Annotated in this window: 16 protein-coding genes; 8 read left to right on the forward strand and 8 right to left on the reverse strand. The window is 62.2% G+C overall.

Annotated elements, in window-relative coordinates; all coding sequences use genetic code 11:
- Window position 1 precedes the first annotated feature (1 nt).
- From holA to leuS, 3 genes are read right to left on the reverse strand one after another with little or no spacing between them, the layout of a single operon-like run.
- Entirely contained in the window at window positions 2–1033 is a 1032-nt protein-coding gene (gene holA / locus AC1D3C_RS23100; RefSeq protein ID WP_477484498.1) for a DNA polymerase III subunit delta, read from the reverse strand.
- Window positions 1021–1530 (reverse strand): hypothetical protein, encoded by a 510-nt coding sequence (locus AC1D3C_RS23105; RefSeq protein ID WP_477484499.1) that lies wholly within the window; start codon window positions 1528–1530, stop codon window positions 1021–1023. Before AC1D3C_RS23105 ends, holA begins: the two co-directional genes overlap by 13 nt.
- A gap of 40 nt (window positions 1531–1570) precedes the next feature.
- Window positions 1571–4201 carry a leucine--tRNA ligase gene (gene leuS, locus AC1D3C_RS23110; protein WP_477484500.1) on the reverse strand — a complete coding sequence of 877 codons (2631 nt, stop codon included), beginning with the start codon at window positions 4199–4201 and terminating at the stop codon, window positions 1571–1573.
- A 177-nt stretch (window positions 4202–4378) separates the two neighbouring features.
- Here leuS and AC1D3C_RS23115 point away from each other — a divergent pair, with 177 nt between their 5' ends.
- Together AC1D3C_RS23115 and AC1D3C_RS23120 are read left to right on the forward strand one after the other, a co-directional pair.
- Window positions 4379–5038: a YggS family pyridoxal phosphate-dependent enzyme gene (locus tag AC1D3C_RS23115; protein WP_477484501.1), complete on the forward strand. Its 660-nt coding sequence runs from the start codon at window positions 4379–4381 to the stop codon at window positions 5036–5038.
- A gap of 106 nt (window positions 5039–5144) precedes the next feature.
- Window positions 5145–7076 (forward strand): propionyl-CoA synthetase, encoded by a 1932-nt coding sequence (locus tag AC1D3C_RS23120; RefSeq protein WP_477484502.1) that lies wholly within the window; start codon window positions 5145–5147, stop codon window positions 7074–7076.
- A gap of 57 nt (window positions 7077–7133) precedes the next feature.
- Here the strand turns inward: AC1D3C_RS23120 and AC1D3C_RS23125 are convergent, their stop codons facing one another.
- Entirely contained in the window at window positions 7134–7850 is a 717-nt protein-coding gene (locus tag AC1D3C_RS23125) for a DUF1013 domain-containing protein (RefSeq protein WP_477484503.1), read from the reverse strand.
- 239 nt (window positions 7851–8089) lie between these two features.
- On the opposite strand from AC1D3C_RS23125, the gene acs reads away from it, so the two are divergent.
- Window positions 8090–10042 (forward strand): acetate--CoA ligase, encoded by a 1953-nt coding sequence (gene acs / locus AC1D3C_RS23130; RefSeq protein ID WP_038547318.1) that lies wholly within the window; start codon window positions 8090–8092, stop codon window positions 10040–10042.
- A gap of 38 nt (window positions 10043–10080) precedes the next feature.
- Here acs and AC1D3C_RS23135 read toward each other — a convergent pair whose 3' ends face one another.
- Together AC1D3C_RS23135 and AC1D3C_RS23140 are read right to left on the reverse strand one after the other, a co-directional pair.
- The gene (locus AC1D3C_RS23135) at window positions 10081–10527 is read right to left on the reverse strand and encodes a thermonuclease family protein (protein WP_477484504.1); all 447 of its coding nucleotides are present in this window, start codon (window positions 10525–10527) and stop codon (window positions 10081–10083) included.
- A gap of 49 nt (window positions 10528–10576) precedes the next feature.
- Window positions 10577–10795 (reverse strand): DUF1674 domain-containing protein, encoded by a 219-nt coding sequence (locus tag AC1D3C_RS23140; protein WP_477484505.1) that lies wholly within the window; start codon window positions 10793–10795, stop codon window positions 10577–10579.
- Between the two features lie 123 nt (window positions 10796–10918).
- On the opposite strand from AC1D3C_RS23140, the gene htpX reads away from it, so the two are divergent.
- The 4 genes from htpX (at window position 10919) to purH (ending at window position 16775) form a co-directional block, all read left to right on the forward strand.
- Window positions 10919–11881 carry a zinc metalloprotease HtpX gene (gene htpX, locus AC1D3C_RS23145; RefSeq protein WP_477484506.1) on the forward strand — a complete coding sequence of 321 codons (963 nt, stop codon included), beginning with the start codon at window positions 10919–10921 and terminating at the stop codon, window positions 11879–11881.
- Window positions 11872–13290 (forward strand): RsmB/NOP family class I SAM-dependent RNA methyltransferase, encoded by a 1419-nt coding sequence (locus tag AC1D3C_RS23150; protein ID WP_477484583.1) that lies wholly within the window; start codon window positions 11872–11874, stop codon window positions 13288–13290. Before htpX ends, AC1D3C_RS23150 begins: the two co-directional genes overlap by 10 nt.
- 99 nt (window positions 13291–13389) lie before the next feature.
- Window positions 13390–15072 (forward strand): heparinase II/III family protein, encoded by a 1683-nt coding sequence (locus AC1D3C_RS23155; RefSeq protein WP_477484584.1) that lies wholly within the window; start codon window positions 13390–13392, stop codon window positions 15070–15072.
- Between the two features lie 86 nt (window positions 15073–15158).
- Window positions 15159–16775 (forward strand): bifunctional phosphoribosylaminoimidazolecarboxamide formyltransferase/IMP cyclohydrolase, encoded by a 1617-nt coding sequence (purH, locus tag AC1D3C_RS23160; protein WP_477484507.1) that lies wholly within the window; start codon window positions 15159–15161, stop codon window positions 16773–16775.
- Between the two features lie 204 nt (window positions 16776–16979).
- Here the strand turns inward: purH and AC1D3C_RS23165 are convergent, their stop codons facing one another.
- Both AC1D3C_RS23165 and AC1D3C_RS23170 read right to left on the reverse strand, forming a co-directional pair.
- Entirely contained in the window at window positions 16980–18362 is a 1383-nt protein-coding gene (locus tag AC1D3C_RS23165; RefSeq protein WP_477484508.1) for an MFS transporter, read from the reverse strand.
- Window positions 18363–18396: 34 nt separating this feature from the next.
- Window positions 18397–23163, reverse strand: coding sequence for an NAD-glutamate dehydrogenase (locus AC1D3C_RS23170; protein WP_477484509.1), 4767 nt, complete (start codon window positions 23161–23163; stop codon window positions 18397–18399).
- 174 nt (window positions 23164–23337) lie between these two features.
- Here AC1D3C_RS23170 and pdxY point away from each other — a divergent pair, with 174 nt between their 5' ends.
- A complete protein-coding gene (gene pdxY / locus AC1D3C_RS23175) occupies window positions 23338–24210 on the forward strand; it encodes a pyridoxal kinase PdxY (protein WP_038547291.1) in 873 nt (290 codons plus the stop codon).
- The last annotated feature ends 39 nt before the right edge of the window (window positions 24211–24249 follow it).

Consider the following 24249-nt stretch of genomic DNA (forward strand, 5'->3'; position numbering starts at 1 on the left):
TTCAACGGCTTGATTGAATGGTCGTGGCCATCAGCGTGTGAAAGGCAATGTTGGATTCCAGGCTCTGCCTCTGCCGCGACATCAGGATTGCGGCTTGCAGCCTTTCCGTTTCACGCGAGAGCGCTGGTGAGCTCCATGTTCTCAGCACTTTTTCTATGAGCGGTTTGCGCTTGAAGTGAATATGCCGGCCGAGTGTCATCATCACCTGGGCGGTCTGGAGCTTCTTTTCCTCCATTTCCGCCTTCATCAGATCCAGCAGCTGGAATTGTTTCAGGCAGGATTGCAGGACGAGAAAAACCGGGGTCTTCGATGAGACGACCTTCTGGATGGCACGGTGCAGGCCCGGCAAGTCACCGCTGAGGATCGCATCGACGGCCTCGTCGGCCGAAACGGCACTCGCGTCCCCGATAATCCCATCGATATGCTCTTCCTCGACCATGCCCATACCACGGCAATAGAGAGCGAGCTTGCGGATCTCGTTACGGGAGGCTACGCGATCCCCGCCGAGCAGCTCCAGGAGCCTCTGGCGCGCGCCTTGGCTGATTCTGAGACCTTCGCTCCCCAGTTCCGAATCGATCAGCCCGTTCAGCGCCTTCACGTCGTCCGCATAACAGGGAATGACAGCGATCGACCGCGAAGGTTCCGCGATCTTGCGCAGTCCGCTCCCCTTCTTGAGGTCTCCCGCTTCGACAATCAGGATGTTGGCCGGCGGCGGACCATCCACGAGAGCCTGCATCGCGTCGAGAAGGGGTTTTTCGTTGGCGGCACCGCGCAGCCATACGAGTTTGGAGCCGCCGAAGAGGCCGAGCGAGTTCACCTCGTCGAGAAGCCGTCCGGGGTCACCCTGCAGATCCGAGACGTCGAGCTTGAGCATGGCGAACGGATCGTCCTGGGAGACGCCTGTCTTGCCTGCAATGAGTGCTGCCCGTTCGGAGACAAGGCCGCGATCCGGTCCGTAGATCACGAAGATCTTGTAAAGATCCGAGCTCTTTTCGACAAACCGATCGAATTCGTGGGACTTTACTTCTGCCATACCGTCTGCGGCTGAGGTTCGCGGGCGAGCGCGATGGCGATCTCGGCGCGGATGAATTCAGCGAGCTCTCTTGCAGCGCGGTTTTCGGCATCGCGAACGGCGCGGAGCGAGGCATAACCCTGACCCGAGACATCCATGAGCGATACGACTTCACGCTTGCCGGACTTCAAGATCTTTCCGTCGCTAATGCGGGTGATCGTGTAGATGCCCTCCACCTGAACGCGGCCCGGGACAGGCACGCCGGTCGGAGAGACATTGTCGTTGTCCTCATCAGCGCTAATGTTGGAGGACGCACTTTTTGTCGATAGTTTTACCTCGTAAGCCGGATGAGCCGACTCGCCGGCACCCCCGGAGGTCAGGAAAACCAGTTGATTGCGGACAACCTGGTCGAGGCGGGTGCGGGGTTGCCAAAAGCCGACCGAAGCCAAGCGTTCGCCCGTACCGGAAGCCTCGGAATAGAGCGGGCGGACCTGGCAGCCGGCAAGCACAGTCAACATTACCAGGCCAGATATGAACCCGAAACGACGAAGAGAGCGGTCAGACGACAATGTTTACGATCCTCTGTGGGACGACGATGACTTTCTTCGGCGCCCGGCCTTCAAGAGCCGCTTTGACCGTATCCAGTGCCAGAACCGCAGCTTCGACCGCACTTTGATCCGCGTCGCGCGCGATTGTCAATTCGCCGCGCTTCTTGCCGTTGATTTGGATCGGCAGTGTGATCTCGTTCTCGATGACGAGAGCTTCGTCATATTGCGGCCAGGGGGCTACGGAAAGCAGTTCCTTGTTGCCGAAAACCGCCCAGCATTCTTCCGCCAGATGCGGTGTCATCGGGGCAACAAGCTGGATCAGAATTTCCGAAGCGTTGCGGACGGCGCCGCGATAGGCAGCATCGCCCTCGCCGGCAGCGACCCGGCCTAGCGGCGCCGCAAGCGCATTCACCAGTTCATAGATGCGCGCTACGGCTTTGTTGAACGAGAGCCTGTCGTAATCGCCCTGAACCGCCTTCAGCGTCTTGTGGGCGAGCTGCGAGATTGCCAGCGCTTCGCCCTCGTTAGCCGGCATCGGATCGATACCAGCCAGGTTCTCCGAGGCTTCGGAGATCAGACGCCACAGGCGCTGGGTGAAGCGGTGAGCACCTTCGACACCGGCTTCGGACCAGATCACGTCTCGGTCCGGCGGCGAGTCGGAGAGCACGAAGAAGCGGGCCGTATCGGCGCCGTAGGAGGCGATGATATCGTCCGGATCGACGACGTTCTTTTTCGATTTCGACATCTTCTCGATCGAGCCGATCGTCACTTCCTCGCCGCCCTTCAGCATGGTGGCACGGCGCTTGCCATCGACTTCCTCGATGCGGATATCGGCCGGGGCCACCCATTCACCATTGGGGCCGGTGCCACGACGATAGGTTTCGTGCACGACCATGCCTTGCGTGAAGAGGCCCTTGAAGGGCTCCTTGACCTCGACATGGCCGGTCTCGCGCATGGCGCGGGTGAAGAAACGGGAATAGAGCAGGTGCAGGATCGCGTGCTCGATGCCGCCGATATACTGGTCAACCGGCAGCCAGCGGTTGGCGACGGCTGGATCGGTCGGATCCTTCTCCCAGGGCGCCGTGAAGCGGGTGAAATACCAGCTCGAATCGACGAACGTGTCCATCGTGTCCGTCTCGCGGCGGGCCTGCTTGCCGCATTGCGGGCAGGCGACATGGCGCCAGGTCGGATGTCGGTCGAGCGGGTTGCCCGGCAGGTCGAAAGTCACGTCGTCCGGCAGCTTGACCGGCAGGTCCGCTTTCGGCACCGGCACGACGCCGCAGTCATCGCAATGGATGACTGGGATCGGGCAGCCCCAGTAGCGCTGGCGCGAGATGCCCCAGTCGCGCAGGCGGAAATTCACCTTGCGCTCACCCTGCGGCATGTTGCCGACAATCGTTTCCGACAGCCGGTTCGCAACGATCTCGAAGGCTTCATCGGTCGTCTTGCCGTCGAGGAAGCGCGAATTGATCATCACGCCGTCATCGACGTAAGCGGTGTCGCCGACCTCGAAGGTCGCGGCGTCGCCGTCCTCCGGCATGACGACCGGCACGACGGGCAGACCATATTTGCGGGCGAAATCCAGGTCTCGCTGGTCACCGGACGGGCAGCCGAAGATGGCGCCGGTGCCGTAATCCATCAGCACGAAGTTGGCGACATAGACCGGCAGTTCCCAGGATGGGTCGAGTGGGTGCCTGACCCGGACGCCGGTATCGATGCCCTTCTTCTCGGCTGTTTCCAGCGCTGCGAGCGAGGTCCCGTGATGGCGGCATTCCTCGGCAAAAGCTTCGATAGCCGGATTCTGCGCGGCTGCGGCTTTGGCCAGCGGATGGTCGGCGGCAATGGCCAGGAACGAAGCACCGAACAGCGTGTCTGGACGGGTCGTGTAGACCACGACTTCGCTTTCGCCGGCGGGTGCCGTCGAACTGACGATTTCCCAGCGAACCGTCAGGCCCTCGGATCGGCCGATCCAGTTCTTCTGCATCAGCCGGACCTTTTCAGGCCACTGGTCGAGCGTATCGAGCGAGTCCAACAGATCCTGGCTGAAATCGGTGATCTTGAAGAACCACTGCACCAGATCGCGCTGCTCCACCAGCGCACCCGAGCGCCAGCCGCGGCCGTCGATAACCTGCTCGTTAGCCAGAACCGTCTGGTCGACCGGATCCCAGTTGACCTTGGACTGCTTGCGATAAACCAGTCCCTTTTCCATCATGTCGAGGAAGAGGTGCTGCTGCTGCTGGTAATATTCGACGTCACAGGTGGCGAACTCGCGTGACCAGTCGAGCGACAGGCCCATGGCCTTCAGCTGCGCCTTCATGGATTCGATGTTCTGGTAGGTCCAGGTCTTCGGATGCACCTTGTTGTCGCGAGCGGCATTTTCAGCCGGCATGCCGAAAGCGTCCCAGCCCATCGGATGCAGGACGTTGAAACCGCGGGCGCGCTTGTAGCGGGCCACCACGTCGCCCATGGCATAGTTGCGCACGTGGCCCATATGGATGCGGCCCGACGGATAGGGAAACATCTCCAGAACGTAGTATTTTTCGCGCGGATCGCTGTTGTCAGTCTCGAAAACCTTGGCATCGTTCCAGGTCTGCTGCCAACGGGGCTCGGCATCGCGCGGATTATAACGTTCAGTCGCCATTTCAATGATATTCCGGGAAAATAAGATCAAGAGTCGGGCGAGACCTTCACCATGAAACCCGGCGAGCGTCAAGTTTTACGGGGGCGGGAAAGGCCAAGTTCAGGGCGAAACACCCTTGGCAGAGCCTTATATGAGGACTAAGCGCTGAGCTTGCAAGAAAAGCGGAAGGTAGAGGCCATGAACGTCGAAGAACGGCTGCAGGATGTGAAGGCACGGATCGGCAAGGCGGAGCGCCTGTCGAGGCGGCCGGTGGGGTCGGTGACGCTCGTGGCGGTTTCGAAAACGTTCGAAGCGCAGGACATTCGGCCAGCAATCGCCGCGGGACAGCGGGTATTCGGCGAGAACCGCGTGCAGGAAAGCCAGGACAAGTGGCCGGAACTGAAGTCCGAGACGCCTGAAATCGAGCTGCATCTGATCGGGCCGCTGCAATCCAACAAGGCGGCCGACGCCGTGGCGCTGTTCGATGTCATCGAGACGGTGGACAGGGAAAAGATCGCCCGCGCGCTTGCCAGCGAGATCAACAAGCAGGGCAAAGCGCCAAAACTCTATGTGCAGGTCAATACCGGGCTTGAGCCCCAGAAGGCGGGGATCGAGCCGAAGCAGGCCGTTGCCTTCGTAGAGTTCTGCCGCAAGGAGCTCGGGCTTTCGATCGAGGGGCTGATGTGCATTCCGCCGGCTGAGGAAAATCCGGGGCCGCATTTTGCGCTGCTCGCCGAGCTTGCCGTGCAATGCGGCGTCGAAAAACTCTCCATGGGGATGTCCGGCGATTTCGAGACGGCGGTCGAATTCGGGGCGACCAGCGTACGCGTCGGCTCGGCCATCTTCGGCTCGCGCTGAAAACAGGCTTTCGCCAAGCACCTAGCGCTTTCGTCGGGCTTTCCCGCACCTCGCCTGCACCCTAGATTGACCATTCCGGGCTGTGCTCATGTGACGGGAGGTGCAGATGCAAAGCCGCTATTTCGACGTTTATGAAGGCTGGCAAAAGGATCCAGAAGGGTTCTGGAGAGGCGCGTCCGCTGCCATCGACTGGTTCAAGGAACCGGAGAAGATCTTCGACAGGGACGAAGGGGTCTATGGCCGCTGGTTCACCGGCGGCGAGACCAATACCTGCCATAACTGCCTCGACCGGCATGTGGCGGCCGGACGGGGCGGCCAGCGGGCATTTATCCACGACAGCGCCATGACGGGAAGGCAGAAGAGCTTCACCTATGCCGAGGTGCTCGACGAGGTGAAGGCGATCGCAGCGGTTATGGGTGATCTCGGCATCGGCAAGGGAGACCGCGTCGTCATCTACATGCCGATGGTGCCGGAAGCGGTCTTCTCGATGCTGGCCTGCGCCCGGCTTGGGGCGGTGCATTCGGTGGTGTTCGGCGGGTTTGCGGCGCTGGAGTTGGCGGCGCGACTGAACGATTCGGAAGCCAAACTGGTGGTCAGTGCGAGCTGCGGCCTCGAGCCTGGCCGCACCGTCGCCTATAAGCCGCTGCTCGACCAGGCGATCGAGCTTGCCCGGGTAAAACCCGAACATTGCCTCATCCTGCAGCGCGAACAGCTCCAGGTGGAGCTGCGGTCGGAGCGGGGAGAGCTGGATTTCTCGGAGGCGGTGGAGAAGGCGCGGGGCAGGGACGTACCATGCGTGGCGGTCAAGGCGACCGATCCGCTCTACATCCTCTACACGTCCGGAACGACCGGCCAGCCCAAGGGCGTCGTGCGCGACAATGGCGGGCACATGGTGGCGCTGCATTGGAGCATGGAGAACATCTTTGGCGTCAAGCCGGGGGAGGTGTTCTGGACTGCATCCGATATCGGCTGGGTGGTCGGCCATTCCTATATCGTCTACGGACCGCTGCTCGCCGGCAATACAAGCGTGATCTTTGAGGGCAAGCCGGTCGGCACGCCGGATGCCGGCACGTTCTGGCGGGTCGTCAGCGATCACGACGTGAAAGTGCTGTTCACGGCGCCGACGGCTTTTCGGGCGATCCGTCGTGACGATCCGGAGGGCGAACTGGTCGAAAAATACGATCTGACCGGGATGCTTGCCCTGTTCCTCGCCGGCGAGCGGGCCGATTCGGAAACACTGAAATGGGCCGAGCAGAAGCTTAAGATCCCGGTGATCGATCACTGGTGGCAGACGGAGACGGGCTGGCCTGTAGCCGCCAACACGGTCGGGCTCGGTCTGATGCCGGTCAAGCACGGTTCGCCGACGCGGCCGATGCCCGGTTATGCGCTCGACGTGCTGGACGATGCCGGCCATCCGGTGCCGCGCGGGACGCTCGGCAATATTGTCATCAAGCTGCCGCTGCCGCCCGGCTGCCTCGTCAGCTTCTGGAATGCTGACCAGCGGTTCCGCGAGGCTTGCCTTGACGAGTTCCCGGGGTATTACAAGACGGCCGATGCCGGGGTGATGGACGAGGACGGTTATATCTTCGTGATGGCGCGCACCGATGACATCATCAACTGCGCCGGCCATCGGCTTTCGACCGGGGCAATGGAGGAAGTCTGCGCCAAACATCCCGATGTCGCAGAATGCGCGGTAATCGGCGTCCATGATGCCACCAAGGGGCAGATCCCCTGCGGCTTCATGGTGCTGAAGAACCATGTTTCACGGGAAATCACTGATATTGCGAGAGAAGTGGCCGAGCTGGTGCGCAACGAGATCGGCCCGGTGGCGGCGTTCAAGACGGTGATGGTGGTTCATAAGCTGCCGAAGACCCGATCGGGCAAGATCCTGCGCGGCACGATGCAGAAGATTGCCGACGACATGCCGTGGAAAATGCCGGCAACGATCGAGGATGCGACGGTGCTGGACGAGATCACCGCGATCCTGAAGGCGAACGGCTACGCCCGCGAAGGGAGCGGCCTCAAACAGAGTGCCTGAACGAAAGAAGCCCGGATCGTCTCCGGGGCTTCTTGAATGCAATCGAAATGGGGTCGATCAGAAGCGGTCGTCTTCCTCGTCGTCGTCGCGACGGGTGGACTTGAGCGACGAGAGCTTGGCGAAAACGGCGTCCGCGTCGATTTCCTTTTCCTTCTCTTCCTCGCGCTCGTTGCGATAATTGAAACCGAGGTTTTCGGTTTCGCTCGCCGGCTGCAGGGAAGCGCCGAGTTCGGCGGCGGTCGGCAGCGGACGACCCTTGGAAGCGCGCTCCACTTCGAGGTCGAGGTCGATCTGGCTGCAGAGGCCAAGCGTCACCGGATCCATCGGCGTCAGGTTGGTCGAGTTCCAGTGGGTGCGYTCGCGRATCTGCTCGATCGTCGACTTGGTGGTGCCGACGAGGCGGGAGATTTGCGCGTCCTTGAGTTCAGGATGGTTGCGAACCAGCCAGAGAATGGCGTTCGGGCGATCCTGGCGCTTGGAGACCGGCGTATAGCGCGGGCCGCGGCGTTTCGATTCCGGCACGCGAACCTTCGGTTCCGAAAGCTTCAGCTTATGATTGACGTCCTTTTCGCCGCGTTCGATTTCATCGCGCGAAAGCTGGCCGGTTGCGATCGGGTCCAGGCCCTTGATGCCCTGCGCCGCTTCGCCATCCGCAATGGCTTTCACCTCGAGCGGGTGGAGCTTGCAGAAATTGGCGATCTGTTCGAAGGAAAGCGCGGTATTGTCGACCAGCCATACAGCGGTCGCCTTCGGCATGAGCAATTGTTGAGCCATGGGTATAGGTCCTCTGTCCGTCCGCGCCGGTGTCGCGGGCCGTGGGTATCAACCACAATTTCCGGGAATTTACCGCCCTATAATCGAATTGGGACAGAATTGCAAATCTTTGAAGCGAGATCGTCGCCCCGAGATGAACCGTTTGTCTAATTGCCGCTCTTGCCTCACCTGTTATGAATGCGGCACATATCGCTGACGGCTCGATGCGTCGTTATGCGTGCCAATTCAGGGAGGTGTTCATGTCGGAAAAAGTCTACCCGGTTCTCAAGTCCGCCAAAGCGAAAGCGCTCATCGACAAGGATAGATACGAGAAGTGGTACGAGGAGAGCGTCGAGGATCCGGACAAGTTCTGGGGCAAACACGGCAGGCGCATTGACTGGTTCAAGCCCTATACCAAAGTCAAGAACACGTCCTTCAAGGGCAAGGTCTCGATCAAATGGTTCGAGGACGGTCTGACCAACGTTTCCTACAACTGCATCGACCGCCACCTGAAGACCCATGGAGAGCGCACAGCGCTGATCTGGGAAGGCGACAATCCCTATATCGACAAGAAGATCACCTATAACCAGCTTTACGATCAGGTCTGCCGGCTGGCGAACGTCTTGAAGAAACACGGCGTCAAGAAGGGCGACCGCGTCACCATCTACATGCCGATGATCCCCGAAGCGGCCTATGCGATGCTCGCCTGCGCCCGTATCGGCGCGGTACATTCGGTCGTGTTCGGCGGGTTCTCGCCGGAAGCGCTGGCCGGCCGCATCATCGACTGCCAGTCTACCTTCGTGATCACCTGCGACGAGGGCGTCCGCGGTGGCAAGCCGGTGCCGCTCAAGGACAATACCGATACGGCGATCCATATCGCGGCCCGCCAGCACGTGATCGTCAACAAGGTCGTGGTGGTGCGCCGCACTGGCGGCAAGACCGGCTGGGCGCCTGGCCGCGACCTCTGGTACCACCAGGAAATAGCCACCGTGAAGGAGCACTGCGAGCCGGCGAAGATGAAGGCGGAAGATCCGCTGTTCATCCTTTACACTTCGGGCTCGACCGGAAAGCCGAAGGGCGTGCTGCACACGACCGGCGGTTACCTCGTCTTCGCGGCGATGACCCACGAATATACGTTCGACTACCATGACGGCGACATCTACTGGTGCACGGCGGATGTGGGCTGGGTGACCGGCCATTCCTACATCGTCTACGGGCCGCTGGCGAACTGCGCCACCTCGCTGATGTTCGAAGGCGTGCCGAACTTCCCCGATCAAGGCCGTTTCTGGGAAATCATCGATAAGCACAAGGTCAACATCTTCTACACCGCCCCGACGGCGATCCGTTCGCTGATGGGTGCCGGCGACGAGTTCGTGAAACGCTCCTCGCGGACAAGCCTGCGCCTGCTTGGCACGGTCGGCGAACCGATCAACCCGGAAGCCTGGGAATGGTATTACAACGTGGTCGGCGACAAGCGCTGCCCGGTCGTCGATACCTGGTGGCAGACGGAAACCGGCGGCCACATGATCACCCCGCTGCCGGGTGCCACCGACCTGAAGCCGGGTTCGGCCACCAAACCGTTCTTCGGCGTGAAGCCCGAACTGGTGGATAACGAGGGCAAGGTGCTGGAAGGCGCGGCCGACGGCAATCTCTGCATCGCAGACAGCTGGCCGGGCATGATGCGCACGCTCTACGGCGACCACGACCGCTTCATCCAGGCCTATTTCTCCACCTACAAGGGGAAATATTTCACCGGCGACGGCTGCCGGCGGGACGAGGACGGTTATTACTGGATTACCGGCCGCGTCGACGACGTGCTGAACGTCTCCGGTCACCGGCTCGGCACGGCGGAAGTGGAATCGGCGCTCGTCTCACACAATCTCGTGTCGGAAGCGGCGGTCGTCGGTTATCCGCACAATATCAAGGGCCAGGGCATCTATTGCTACGTGACCCTGATGTCCGGCCACGAAGGCAGCGACGCGCTGCGCCAGGAACTGGTGAAGCATGTCCGCCAGGAAATCGGCCCGATCGCGCAACCCGACAAGATCCAGTTCGCGCCCGGCCTACCAAAAACCCGCTCCGGCAAGATCATGCGCCGCATCCTGCGCAAGATCGCCGAGGACGATTTCGGTTCGCTCGGGGATATCTCGACGCTCGCTGATCCGGGCGTGGTGGACGATCTGATCGCCAACCGCCAGAACAAAGCGGGCTGATTGAACTTAAAGGCCGCTCGGGAAACCGGGCGGCCTTTTCAGTCTGTGTCGCAGACCTCGCGCGGCTTGCGTCCGCCGTCATAGGGCCGCACGAAGCCCGCGAGCAGCAGGTCGCCGCCGGCGCTGCGGCCATCGGAGAGCACGACGTCAGCGACGATGCGACCGAAATATTTATCGCCGGAAATATGGGTGAGCTGAATTTTACGTGATTGGGCGGTCAGCGCTTCGAGCGCCCGTTGGGCATCGAGGCCCGCTTCGCGCAGCCGCTCGCATTTCGATTTCAGCTCCGGCGCATCGATGCCCCGAATACGCACATAAACTTCCATCTTCTGCTGCGGCCAGGGCTGCGCTTCGACCAGCAGCGTATCGCCGTCGATGACCCGCAGGATTTCAGCCGCCACCGGTCCCGGGATTTCGTCACGCGCTTCAACTCTGGTCGTGAAGACCGTGGCGATGCCAGTGAGAATCAGAAGGGACTTGATCATGGAAAGGAATAAATTCCGATCCATGGAGGAAGTCAATAGGAATATTTACTTAGAAGTCGATCGCCCGGCCGTTGATCTCCCAGTCGCCGAAGCGGGCGGGGTCGGCGCCGCCGCGGCCGCCGAATTCTTCGGGCAGTTCGGCCTTGGCCGCTGCCTGGCGGCGTTCCTCGGCTTCCTTGAGCGCGCGCTCGGCGGCTGGGGAAAGCGGCTTCTTGGGCGCACCTTCTTCCGGTATGATTTCTGAATTGTCGTTGTCTGCGCTTTGCATCGTGGCCTTCGCCGGGTGGATTATTGAAAACTCTGGTTGAATTGACCACATCATAAGGCGTTCGCGCCTGGGGGAAAACCCTTTAAAGGCCTTTGGGCGATATCGGCAACGGGAGAGATGACGATGAATGTGATGCGCACCGCCATGCTTCTGGCCTTCATGACGGCCCTGTTCATGGGGATCGGCTTCCTGATCGGCGGCACGGGCGGCATGATGATCGCTCTGGTGATCGCTGCCGGTATGAACCTGTTTTCCTACTGGAATTCCGACAAGATGGTTCTGTCGGCCTACCATGCGCAGGAGGTCGATGCCCGTAGCGCGCCGGAATTCTACAACATGATCCGCGATCTTTCGGCCAATGCCGGCCTGCCGATGCCAAAAGTCTATGTCTACGACAATCCGCAGCCGAACGCCTTTGCGACCGGCCGTAATCCGCAGAACGCCGCCGTTGCGGCCTCCACCGGGCTGATGCAGCGGCTGACGCATGAGGAAGTGGCGGGTGTGATGGCGCATGAACTCGCGCATATCCAGAACCGCGATACGCTGACCATGACGATCACCGCGACGCTTGCCGGCGCGATTTCGATGCTCGGCAATTTCGCCTTTTTCTTCGGTGGCAATCGCGAAAACAACAATCCTTTCGGTTTCGTCGGCGTGCTGGTGGCGATGATCGTCGCTCCGTTCGCCGCGATGCTGGTGCAGATGGCGATCAGCCGGACGCGCGAATATTCGGCCGACCGTCGCGGCGCCGAGATCTGCGGCAATCCGCTGTGGCTCGCCTCCGCACTCGGCAAGATCGCCGGTGCGGCGCATCAGATTCCGAACTACGAGGCCGAGCGCAATCCGGCCACGGCGCATATGTTCATCATCAACCCGCTGTCGGGTGAGCGCATGGACAACCTGTTCTCCACACACCCGGATACCGGAAACCGTATCGCCGCGCTTCAGCAGATGGCCGGTGAGTTCCGCAACGGTGCCTCGACGGCGCAGTTCCGGACTGATAGACCGCAGCGCACCGCGCGCTCCGTTCCGAATACCGGTTGGGGCCGCGGCTCGGATGAACCGCGTAAAGGTCCCTGGTCTTGAACGAAGACAAAAAGAACAAGAAGCCATACAAGCCAGCGGGCAAACCAGCCGAACAGCGCAGGAAACCGGCTCACTCGGAGAAGGAGAGCGGTCCCTTCAAGGCAGGTCTCGAAGTTCGTGTCACAGCCGCCAAGCTTCTGGCGGCCGTCATCGACCGAAAAATCTCGCTCGACGGCATGCTCGACCTTGTTCATGGCAATCCGGCCTATCGGGCGCTGGGCGATGCCGACCGGGCGCTGACACGCGCCATTCTCAATACAGCGCTTCGTCATCTGCCGCGCATCGAGGCGGCGATCGCGTCGCTGATCGACACGCCGCTGCCGGAAGGCGCTCGGGCGCTTCACCATGTGCTGGTGATCGCTGCCGCGCAGATCCTGCATCTCGACGTGCCGCCGCATGCGGCCGTCGACCTTGCGGTCGAACAGGCCAACCGTGATCCGCGCAACCGCCGTTTCGCCAAGCTGGTGAATGCTGTCCTGCGCCGGCTGGACCGGGAGAAGGACGAGATCCTTGCCACGACCGCCAGCATCTCGCCGGTGCCCGCCTGGTTCCGCAAGCGCCTGGTCGCCCTCTATGGCGAGGTGGAGGCGGAACGTATCGCCGAAGCGCAGCTCGTTCCGGCGGCCATCGACCTGACGGTCAAATCCGACCCCGCCGCCTGGGCGGAAAAGCTCGGCGGCACGGTTCTGCCGACCGGCAGCATTCGCCTTACGGCCTTTGACGGTGCGGTTTCTGCGCTCGAAGGGTTCGAAGACGGCGTGTGGTGGGTACAGGATGTTGCAGCCAGCATTCCGGCAAAGCTGTTCGGCGATCTGAAGGGCAAGAAGGTCGCAGATCTCTGCGCGGCGCCCGGTGGCAAGACCGCGCAGCTGATTGCGGCCGGTGCCGAGGTGATCGCGGTCGAGCAATCCGCCAACCGGTTGGCACGGCTCAAGGAAAATCTTGGGCGGCTCGGTTACGAGGCGGAGCTGGTCGGCGGCGACCTTTTCGAGTTCAAGCCGGCGGAGCTGCTGGACGGCGTGCTGCTCGACGCGCCCTGTTCCTCGACCGGCACGACGCGCCGGCATCCGGACGTGCTCTGGACCAAGGGTCCGGAGGATGTGAGCAAACTTGCAGCCCTCCAGGAAAAGATGCTGCGCCACGCCGTCACGCTGGTGAAACCGGGCGGCATTATCGTTTTCTCCAATTGCTCGCTCGATTCTCAGGAGGGGGAGGAACTGGTCGTGCGCGTGCTGAAGGACCATCCGGAATTGAAACGCCTGGCCGTCGATCCCAGAGACTGGCCGGGGTTGGAAGGCGCGATCTCGGCGCTCGGCGAATTCCGCACCACGCCTGCGATGCTGCCCGCCAGCGAAAATTTCGTGGGCGGCATGGACGGCTTCTTCGCAAGCGTGCTGCAGATCCGGTAAGGCTTTCTTCACCATACCGACCGATACTTTCGAACAATCTAATAGTTGATTCCCGCCGGCGGGGCGGAGGCTGATTCCTGCGGAGTGTCCAGATTGAAGATGCGGCTCGCGGATCGCCGGAGGCTTTTGTCCTTCGGCTTGCGGGAAATCTGGCGGCGCCTTTGCCGGCGTTCCGCCGGATTCCGCTTGGCCGTGACCTCGTTTTCCATGCAGGTGCCGGATCGGCTGATTGTCGCGCCGACGGATCTGCGGGCGCTCGACCCGTTCGTGGCGGAGGAAATCCTGGAAGGCCGGTTCCCGCTCGCGGGGCGGATTCTCGAAACCTATGGCCAATCGCCGTTCTCCGTCGAGCTGCCGTCCCGGGCGGCGGCGGAGCGGCTGCATTCGTTTGCCTGGCTGCGTCATATCCGCACCAACAAGACGGAAGCCGCCTGTGCCAGCGCCCGTCAGGTGGTCGCCGACTGGATCGCGCTTTATGGCCGAGATCCGAAAGGCATTGCCTGGGAGGCGCATGTCGCGGCGGAACGGGTGATCGCCTGGCTTTCGCATTCGACGGTGGTGCTGCAGGGCGCAGAGGCCGGCTTCTACCGCCGTTTCATGAAAAGCCTCGCCTACCAGGTCCGTTATCTCAGGAAGATAGCCGGCTGCACGCCGGAGGGCGATACGCGGTTGAGGCTTCGGATCGCGCTTGCCATGGCGTCGATCTCGATGCCGACGCGGGCTGCCTATATCCGTCGTGAGGGCAGGCGGCTGGATCGGGAGCTGGAACGTCAGATCCTTGCCGATGGCGGGCATGTGTCGCGCAATCCACGTGCGGTGCTCGACCTGCTGATCGATCTCCTGCCGCTTCGCCAGACCTATATCAATCTCGGCCACGACCTGCCGCAAAAACTCATCCCGACGATCGATCGCATGTATCCGGCGCTCCGCTTCTTCCGGCACCAGGATGGCGATCTGGCGCTGTTCAACGGTGCGAGCTCGACGCCCGCGAGCGAGCTGATGTCGGTGCTGCGCTATGACGAAACGGCGGGCAAGCCATTCAAGGCGCTGCCGCACATGAACTATCATCGCCTCTCGGCGGACGGCACGACGCTGATCGTCGATACCGGCCGTCCGCTGTCCCCCGGGCTTTCCCGCGGCGCGCATGCGGGTTGTCTTTCCTTCGAGATGTCGGCCGGCCGGCATCGTTTCATCGTCAATTGCGGCTCGCCGAAATATGCCGGACGAAATTACCGGCACATGGCCCGCTCGACGCCCGCCCATTCGACGGTGACGCTCAACGAGACATCGTCCAGTCGCATCATCCGGTCCCGCTTCGCAGGCTCCATGCTGCTTGGTGGCGTTTCGGAGGTAGAGGTGGAGCGCTGGGACGACATGCATGGCAATGACTGGCTGCGCGCCAGCCATGACGGCTACGTCCATCAGTTCGGTTATTTCCACGAGCGTGAAATCGGGCTCAATGCGAAGGGCAACAAGATCAAGGGACATGACCGGCTTTTCCTGCCCGAGGGCGAGGCGCCCGATAACGAGGCTTTCTTCGCGGTTGCACGTTTCCACATCCATCCCGTGATCACGCTCTCGCGGCGGGACGAGGAGAGCGTGACCATGCGCGCGCCGGATGGTGAGACCTGGATCTTTGCGGCACCGGGGCTTCAGGTGATGATCGATGAAGATATCTTCTTTGCGGACGTCTCCGGGGTGCGGCCGAGTCAGCAGCTGGTCATCGAGTTTTCTCCGCCGGAGACCTCGGAAATACGCTGGATGCTGAGGCGCGGCGAATAGGCCGTTTCTTCTTCTGCCAAGCTGTGCTAACGGGCGGCGATCTTACCTTTGCGCCGGGTTCCGCGGCGCGTTTCCAGGAGAGACCGATGGCCGTCGTTTCCAAGAAAATCCCCGCTCCCGATCGCATCAGGATTCGCACCGCCCTGCTCTCGGTCTCCGACAAGACCGGTATCATCGAGCTTGCCCAGGCCCTCACCGAGCAGGGTGTAAAGTTGCTGTCGACGGGTGGCACCCACAAGGCGATCGCTGCCGCCGGTCTCGCCGTGACCGACGTATCGGAAGTCACCGGTTTTCCGGAAATCATGGACGGCCGGGTGAAGACGCTGCACCCGACCGTGCATGGCGGCCTGCTGGCGATCCGCGACGATGCGGAACATGTCGCGGCGATGAAGGAACACGGCATCGAGGGCATCGATCTTGCCGTCATCAACCTCTACCCGTTCGAGGAAGTCCGCGCCGCCGGCGGCGACTACCCGACGACCGTCGAAAATATCGATATCGGCGGCCCGGCGATGATCCGCGCGTCGGCCAAGAACCACGCCTATGTGACCACCGTTACCGATCCTTCCGACTATCCTGCCCTCATCGAGGAGCTGCGTTCGAACGATGGCCAGACGGTCTATGCCTTCCGCCAGAAGCTGGCGGCGAAGGCCTATGCCCGCACGGCGGCCTACGACACGGCGATCTCGAACTGGTTCGCCGAAGCGCTTGACATCGAGATCCCGCGCTACCGGACGATCGGCGGCGTTCTGAAGGAAGAGATGCGCTACGGCGAGAACCCGCACCAGAGCGCCGGCTTCTACGTGACCGGTGAAAACCGCCCCGGTGTCGCGACCGCAAAACTGCTGCAGGGCAAGCAGCTCTCCTACAACAATATCAACGACACCGACGGCGCTTTCGAGCTGATCGCCGAGTTCTCGCCCGAAAAGGCGCCGGCCTGCGCGATCATCAAGCACGCCAACCCCTGCGGCGTGGCGACCGGCCCAAGCCTCAAGGAAGCTTATCTGCGGGCGCTCGCCTGCGATTCCACCTCGGCCTTCGGCGGCATCATCGCGGTCAACCAGCTTTTGGACGCCGAGACGGCCGAAGAGATCGTCAAGCTGTTCACGGAAGTGATCATTGCGCCGGAAGTTTCCGACGAGGCTCAGGCCATCATCGCCGCCAAGAAGAACCTACGCCTGCTGGTGACCGGCGGCCTGCCGGATCCGCGCTCGCGCGGGCTGACCGCGAAGACGGTTTCGGGCGGCCTGCTGGTCCAGACCCGCGACAACGGCATGGTCGAGGATATCGACCTGCGCGTCGTCACCAAGCGCGCGCCGACGCCGACCGAGCTTGAAGACATGAAGTTCGCCTTCAAGGTCGCCAAGCACGTGAAGTCGAATGCGGTCGTCTACGCCAAGAACGGCCAGACGGCCGGCATCGGCGCCGGCCAGATGAGCCGCATCGATTCCGCTCGCATCGCCGGCATCAAGGCGGAAGAGGCGGCCAGGGCAATGGGCTGGGCCGAGCCGATGACAAAGGGTTCCGCGGTCGCCTCGGAAGCGTTCTTCCCGTTCGCGGACGGCCTGCTGTCGGCCATTGCGGCCGGCGCCACGGCGGTTATCCAACCGGGTGGTTCGATGCGTGACGACGAGGTGATCGCCGCTGCCGACGAACATGGCGTGGCCATGGTGTTTACCGGAATGCGGCATTTCCGGCATTGATGTTGCTGGACGTTATGCTCTGAGCGTGTGGCGCTGGATCCTCGGGTCAAGCCCGAGGATGACGGCGGGGAGGTTTCAAGAGCCACCCAAAGCAGCATTTGGGTCAGCTGTAACGCTTCCTGTTTTCGCCATGCGCTTACGCATACTCCGTCATCCTCGGGCTCGACCCGAGGATCCACGTCGCAGCCGGAGCGCTATCCGTCTCTACTTCCTGTTCGCCGGATAAGGCGTCGCAAACAGCAACAGCAACCCGGCGACGAGGAAGATCAGCAGCGTCGCCATGCCGAGCCGGGCAGAGCCGCTGGCATAGGTCATCACCGAGAAGAACAGGGTGGCGAGAAAGCTCGTTGCGCGGCCGGAGAGCGCGTAGATGCCGAAATAGCGGCCGGTCTCCGAAAGGCTGACGCTGCGGGCGAGATAGGACCTGGACGAAGCCTGGACGGGGCCGAAGGCGAGGCCGATCAGCAATCCGAACAGGATATAGGCTTTTTCGGCCGCGGTGCCGAACAGGCCGCCGCTGTCCTCTGCCGAAAGCGGCAGAAGGCCGAAAAAGACGAAGCCGGGGCCGGTGGAAATGATGCCGAGGGTTGCCACCAGCAACAGAACGAGGCTGATGATCACGACGATCTTAGAGCCGAGCAGGCGGTCGAGCCAGCCGGCGACGATGCAGCCGAAGATCGCCACGACGTTCAGGATGATGCCGTAGATGCCGATCTCGATCGTCGCCCAGCCGAACATGCCGGCTGCGAACGTGCCGCCGAGGATCAGCAGGCCGTTGACGCCGTCCTGGTAGAGCATGCGGGCGACCAGGAACCTGGTGATGCCGGTGCGCTGCCTCAGGTCCCGCAGCGTGCCGCTGAGCTCCCTTATGCCGGAGCGGACCGCCGCGGCGAGCGGCAGGCCCTTCTTGGCGTCGGGCGTGAAGAAGAACATCGGCAGGATAAAGAGAAAATACCAGAAGGCCGAGATCGGCCCGGTGATGCGCGCGTCTTCGCCGAGATGCGGGTCGAGGCCAAAAAGCGGGGGGATGCCGATCAGCGTTTTGCCGCTTTCGGGATTGGCGGCGAGCAGCGCCACGACGGCGATCAGTACGATCATGCCGCCGAGATAACCGAGCCCCCAGGCGACGTTGGAAATGCGGCCGACATCGTCCTTGGAGACCAGCCGCGGCATCATCGAATCGTTGAAGACGGTCGAAAATTCCGCGGCGATCGATGCGAAGATCATGAAGATCATCGGCCAGATGATCGGCGAGCCGGGTGCCGCGAACCAGAGGGCCGAAACACAAACGATCTTGATCACCGCAAAAAAGGCGATCCAGGGTTTCCGCGGACCGGCCTGGTCGGCGATCGAACCGAGGACCGGGGAGAATACGGCGATGACCAGCGACGAGATCGTCGCCATGTTGCTCCACGCCGCCTGCGCCGAGACGGGATCCTCGGTCAGCCGCGCAACGAAATAGGGACCGAAGATGAAGGTGGTGACGACGGTAAAAAACGGCTGGGCTGCCCAATCGAAGAACATCCAGCCCCAGATGCCGCGCCGGCTCGTTTTCACCGGCGCATCGTCCACATCAATAACGGCCATTTTTCCCCCGGATCAGCCAGTTCGGTCCGTTGTCCTACATCGCCCGACCGTGCGCAAGATCGCTCAGGAGGCCGGCCGCGACGGTGATCTTGGGAAGCGTCAGTTCACCGCTTTCGCTCAAGGTCACCAGTTCGGCGCCGATGCGGTTCACTCGCACCCGATCGCCGCCGACCCAAGCTTCCAGCGGCTTTTTCTCCTTCGGATGGGCAGTCATCGCGGCGATGACGATATCGCGGCGCGCCGAGGCGAGCTGCTGCAGGCTACGGGAGAGCGCTAGGCTCTCATAGTGTTCCGAGGTGCTGATGCGTTCGCCTGCGCCGATCAGCCGGTTGATGCGGAAGGTTTCGGTAACGGTGAAATAGCTTTCGGTGGCGCGCGCCATGGTTTCGCCGGTGCGGTCGGCGATCAGCATGATCTCCGGCACCAGGACCAGCGTCGACAGCAACAGGATTTCACGGGCAAGCGATGCCGGTATGCCCTGCGCTTCGAGTTCTGCGGCGCGGGCTGCGGTTTCCACGAAATCTTCGCCCGCGAGCGACGAGCGCAGCCCCTTGATCGCGGCCCTGAGCCGGCTCATAGCACCGTCCATGTCGCCGCTTCCGACCTGCGTCTGCAGGATGAGGCGGGTCGCTTCCGCGAAGGTCTCGGTGGTGCGGGCGTAGAGATCGTTTTGCAGCTGGCCGGGGATTTTTCCATCCAGCGCATCGATCTCGGCCCAGAGCTTGGGAAGTTCGAAGCCGTCGCGGGCAAGGAAGGCGGCCTTGACGACATTTGCCGCCGTAGCGCCGGTCATGTCGCTCATCTGCTGTATGAAACCCGGGCCGCCGCGGTTGATCGCCTCGTTGGCGAGCGCGGTGGCGACGATTTCGCGGTGCAGGCGGTGAGACTGGATGTCCGCGGCATAAGCCTTCTGCATCCTGGCCGGGAAATAGGCTTTCAGGACAGCCGAGAAATAGGGGTCGTCCGGCAGGCTGCTCTCGATCAGGGCGTCGAACAGGACGATCTTCGAATAGGAGACCAATACGCCGATTTCTGGCCGGCTCAGCGGCCTGCCGGAGGCATAACGCTCGGCAAGCTCCGCGTCGTCGGGCAGGGTTTCGACCTTGCGGTTGAGCTGGCCTTGCGATTCCAGCACGGACATCAGCCGTGAAAGCTCTTCGCGGTTGCCGGTACCCTTGCGTTCGGTCAGCGAGATCGACAGCGGCTGCAGATAGTTGTTGCGCAGAACCAAGTGGCCGACTTCCTCGGTCATCGAGGCGAGAAGCTGGTTGCGTTTGTCGCGGGTCAGGCGGCCGTCCTGCATGGCCGAATTGAGGGCGATCTTGATGTTGACCTCGACGTCGGAGCAGTTGACGCCGGCGGAATTGTCGATCGCATCCGAATTGCAGCGCCCGCCATTCAGGGAGTAGGCGATGCGGCCCTTCTGGGTCATGCCGAGATTGGCGCCTTCGCCGATGACGCTGGCGCGCACTTCAGCCGCGGTGATGCGGATCGGGTCATTGGCGCGATCGCCGACTTCCGTATCGGTCTCGGCGGCCGCCTTGATATAGGTGCCGATGCCGCCGAACCAGAGAAGGTCGACCGGGCTTTTCAGGATCGCGGTCATGATCTCGAAAGGCGTTGCGGTCGTCTTGTCGATGCCGATCGCGGCCGCTGCCTGCCTGGTGAGCTTGACCGACTTCTCCGAGCGGGAAATGATCATTGCGCCTTCGGAAAGGACCGACTTGTCGTAATCCTGCCAGCTCGAGCGCGGTAAGGCGAACATGCGTTCGCGTTCCGCGAATGACTTTTCGATATCCGGATCCGGATCGATGACGATATCGCGGTGGTCGAAGGCGGCGATGAGACGGATCTTGCGCGACAGCAGCATGCCGTTGCCGAAGACGTCGCCGGACATGTCGCCGACCCCGGCGACCGTGAACGGCGTCGTCTGGATATCGATGTCCTTCTCGCGGAAATGCCGCTTCACGGCCTCCCAGGCGCCGCGGGCGGTGATGCCCATCTTCTTGTGGTCGTAACCGACCGAACCGCCGGAGGCGAAGGCATCGTCCAGCCAGAAGCCGGCTTCCTGCGCCAGGCCGTTGGCGGTGTCGGAGAAGGTCGCCGTACCCTTGTCGGCGGCAACCACGAAATAGGGGTCGTCGCCATCGAGGCGGATCGTGTCCGGCGGCCCGACGATGTCGGCGCCGACGATATTGTCGGTGATCGACAAAAGGGTGCGGATGAAGGTCTTGTAGGCTTCCCGGCCGGCATTGAAGAATGCGTCGCGCGCGCTTGCCGGCGGCAGCATCTTCGGGAAGAAGCCGCCCTTGGCACCGACCGGCACGATGACGGCGTTCTTGACCTGCTGTGCCTTTACGAGGCCAAGGATTTCGGTGCGGTAATCCTCGCCGCGGTCCGACCAGCGCAGCCCGCCGCGGGCGACCTTGCCGAAGCGCAGATGCACGCCTTCGACCTCGGTGCCGTAGACGAAGATTTCACGGAAGGGCCGGGGTTCCGGCAGGCCGTCCAGCAGCTTCGGATCGAGCTTGAAGGCGAACATCCGGTATGGAGCCCCATTGGGGTCGCGCTGGAAGTAGTTGGTCCTGAGCGTCGCATCGACCGCATTGACGAAACGACGAAGCGTGCGGTCCTCGTCGAGGTTAGGCACGTTGCCGAGCGCTTCCTCGATCTCCGCATGATGGTCGGTGAGTTTCTTGACGCGGGCCTTCTCAGTGATCTTGGGGTCGAAACCATCGCGGAAGAGGCGGAAGATGGCGGCGGATATGGCCGGGTATTTCACCAGCGTATCGCCGATATAGGCCTGCGAATAAACGATGCCGGTCTGCCGCAGATAACGGGAATATGCACGCAGCACCGTGACTTCGCGAGCTGACAGGCCGGCCAGCAGAACCAGCCGGTTGAAGCCGTCATTGTCGATCAGGCCTTCGAAGGCGGAGAGGAAGGCCTCCTCCAGCGCCAAACCTTCACGCGACAGGTCAACCTCACGCCCATCGCCGAGCTGCAGTTCCATGTCGTGGAGGACGACTTGGCTGCGGTCGTTTTCCGGCCCCACCTGGATTTCGAACGTCTGCTCGCTGACGGCGTGGAACCCGAGATTTTCGAGGAGCGGCACACGCCGGGAGAGCGACAGATGCCGGTCCTTGTGGAAGATCTTCAGCGACACGGTGTTGGCGGGGTCGCCCGGGCGGCGATAGAAGGCGATGCGGATCGTTTCGCCGGCGGCGCAGGCGGCGATGTCGGGCAGGTCGGCGAAGGTTTCCTCGGGCGAGAAGGCTTCCTGGAAGGCCTGGGTGACGGTGAGCCGCGGCCCCTTCTCCGCAAGCGCTGCGAAGCGGTCTTCCCAGGGCGTGGCGATGAGCCGGATCGCTTCCTCGAGCTTGGCTTGCGCTATCCTCGGGGTCTTGCCGCCGCGCCTGCCGATGATCATGTGGACGCGGGCGACGCCGCCCTCCGGGAAAGCCGGATAATAGGCCGAGACATGGCCATCATAGACCTTGGTCAGGTAGTCGCCGACCTTTTCGCGGACGAGGGAATTATAGTCCTCGCGGGGCACGTAGACGATCACCGAGACAAAACGGTCGAAATGGTCGATGCGCGGCAGGACCCGGACGCGCGGACGCTCGCTCAATGCCATGATCTGCTCGCAGAAGCGGGCGAGCAGATCGACATCGATCTGGAAAAGGTCGTCGCGCGGATAGGATTCGAGCGTGTTTTCCAGCATTCGGCCGGAATGGCTGTCGGGGTCGAAGCCGAACTGCTCTTCGACCCGGCCGGTCTTGGCGCGCAGGAGAGGGATGTCGCGGACGGAGTGAGTATAGGCGGTTGCCGTAAAAAGGCCGACGACACGAAGTTCGCCGACAACTTCGCCCTGTTCGTCGAAGCGCTTGACGCCGACATAATCCATATAGGCGCGGCGGTGCACCACGGATTTCACGTTCGCCTTGGTGACGATCAGGAAATCGGGCCCGTCGAGGAATTCCAGAATTTCCGGCGTCGTCGTCACCGCGTCCTTGCCCTGGCGCAGCACCAGAACATCCGGATCGGAGAGGATGCCGAGACCGCGGCCCTTGCCGCGTTCGACCTTGGCCTCAGTGCCCTTGCCGGAATAGACATATTCGCGCATGCCAAGGAAGGTGAAGTTGTCGTCGCGCAGCCAGTCCAGGAAGGCGAGCGCCTCGTCGCGGTCGGCCTTGCGGCGGCTCGTCGAGTTGTTGAGCTGCTTGGCGGCGCCGTCGAGGACTTCCAGCATGGAGCCCCAGTCGGTGATCGACAGATGCACCTGGTCGAGGATGTAACGAATACGCTCGGTGAGCGAAGCCGCCTGTGCCTCGTTGAGCGGCGACAGATGGATCTGGATGAGGCTCACATGATGAGCCGGGTTACCGGGCTGTTCGTTGGAGCGGAGCACCGGTTCCTTGCCGGGCTCCACGACCAGGATCGGATGGACGGCCATGGTGAGGTCGCGGTGGGTGGCGGTCACTTCGCCCATGACCGAGTCGAACAGGAAGGGCATGTTGCGATCGACGACGGTCAGCACCGAGACCGGAATTCCGTCCGGCGCGACGCCGGCGATCGGCTCGACCGTGATGTCTGCCCGAATCCGGGTCCAGGCCATCAGCCGCTCGGCTGCATGATTGGCGGAAAGCGCCAGCATTTCCGGCGTATAGCTTTCGAGGTCGTCAGTGCTGGCCCGGGCGAACAGGATGAGCGGGTCGAGATGCGGCCCCTTGCTCGCAGCAACGATCTTGCGTGCGCTTTCGATCTGTTTTTCCCGTTTCGGATTCTGCCTGACGGCCATGTCCCTCTCCCCTTTTCCGTGCCCGCACGGAATAAATTAGCTTTGTGTCATCACGCGGCAACGTGGCTGATCCATGTCAAGCGACACTACACGTTTCATTCTTCCGTGAAGCCTTGTTGACATGCGGCGGCGAAGAAACGATCAACAGGGCCATCGTAGCCGGAAACCGATCTCATGCAGGATACCAGCAGTGCCGTCCTCGTCATCTCCAGCCATGTCGTGCGCGGCTCGGTCGGCAATCGTGCCGCCGTCTTCGCGCTCGAGACGCTGGGGTTCCCCGTCTGGGCAATGCCGACCGTCGTCCTCCCCTGGCATCCCGGTCACGGACCTTCCACGCGGCTGACCTTTCCCGAATCAGATTTCGACAAGGCTATAGACGATCTTATTCGCGCGCCATGGCTCGGAGAAGTGAAGGCGGTGCTGACCGGTTATTTCGGCAACGCCGCCCAGCCGCGTTCGGTGGCGCGGCTGATAAGGGCGCTGAAGGAGAAAAACCCGGACCTTCTCTATGTCTGCGATCCCGTCATGGGCGATCTCGGCGGTCTCTATATCCCGCAGCCGACGGCAGAGGCGATCCGCGACGAACTCATTCCGCTGGCAACGATCGCCACCCCGAACCGTTACGAACTCGCCTGGCTTTCCGGCGCGCCGCTTGAAACCAACAACGATATCATGGATGCCGCAATCGCGCTCGGGCCGCCGCGCATCCTGGTGACTTCGGCCGTGCCGATGATGGCGGGCGGTACCGGCAATCTTTACCTGACGGGCAAACACGCGCTGCTTGCCGAACACCGGCTGATAGACAATCCGCCAAACGGGTTGGGGGACCTGTTGGGAGCCCTGTTCCTGGGGCGGATCCTTGCCGGCATGGACGAGGAAAAGGCGCTGCAGCTGGCTACCGCGAGCGTTTTCGAGGTCTTGGCGCGCACAGCCAAGCGCGGCGGCGACGAGCTGACACTGGAGACCGACGCGTCCAGCCTCTCCACTCCCATGGCGATGGTCCAGATGCGCCGGCTCGTGCATCCGTTGCAGCGCACCAAGCGGTAACCGGCATCGGAAGTTCGCAGATGCACAATGGCCGTTGAT

This window comes from Neorhizobium sp. P1_A6, from assembly GCF_056406795.1.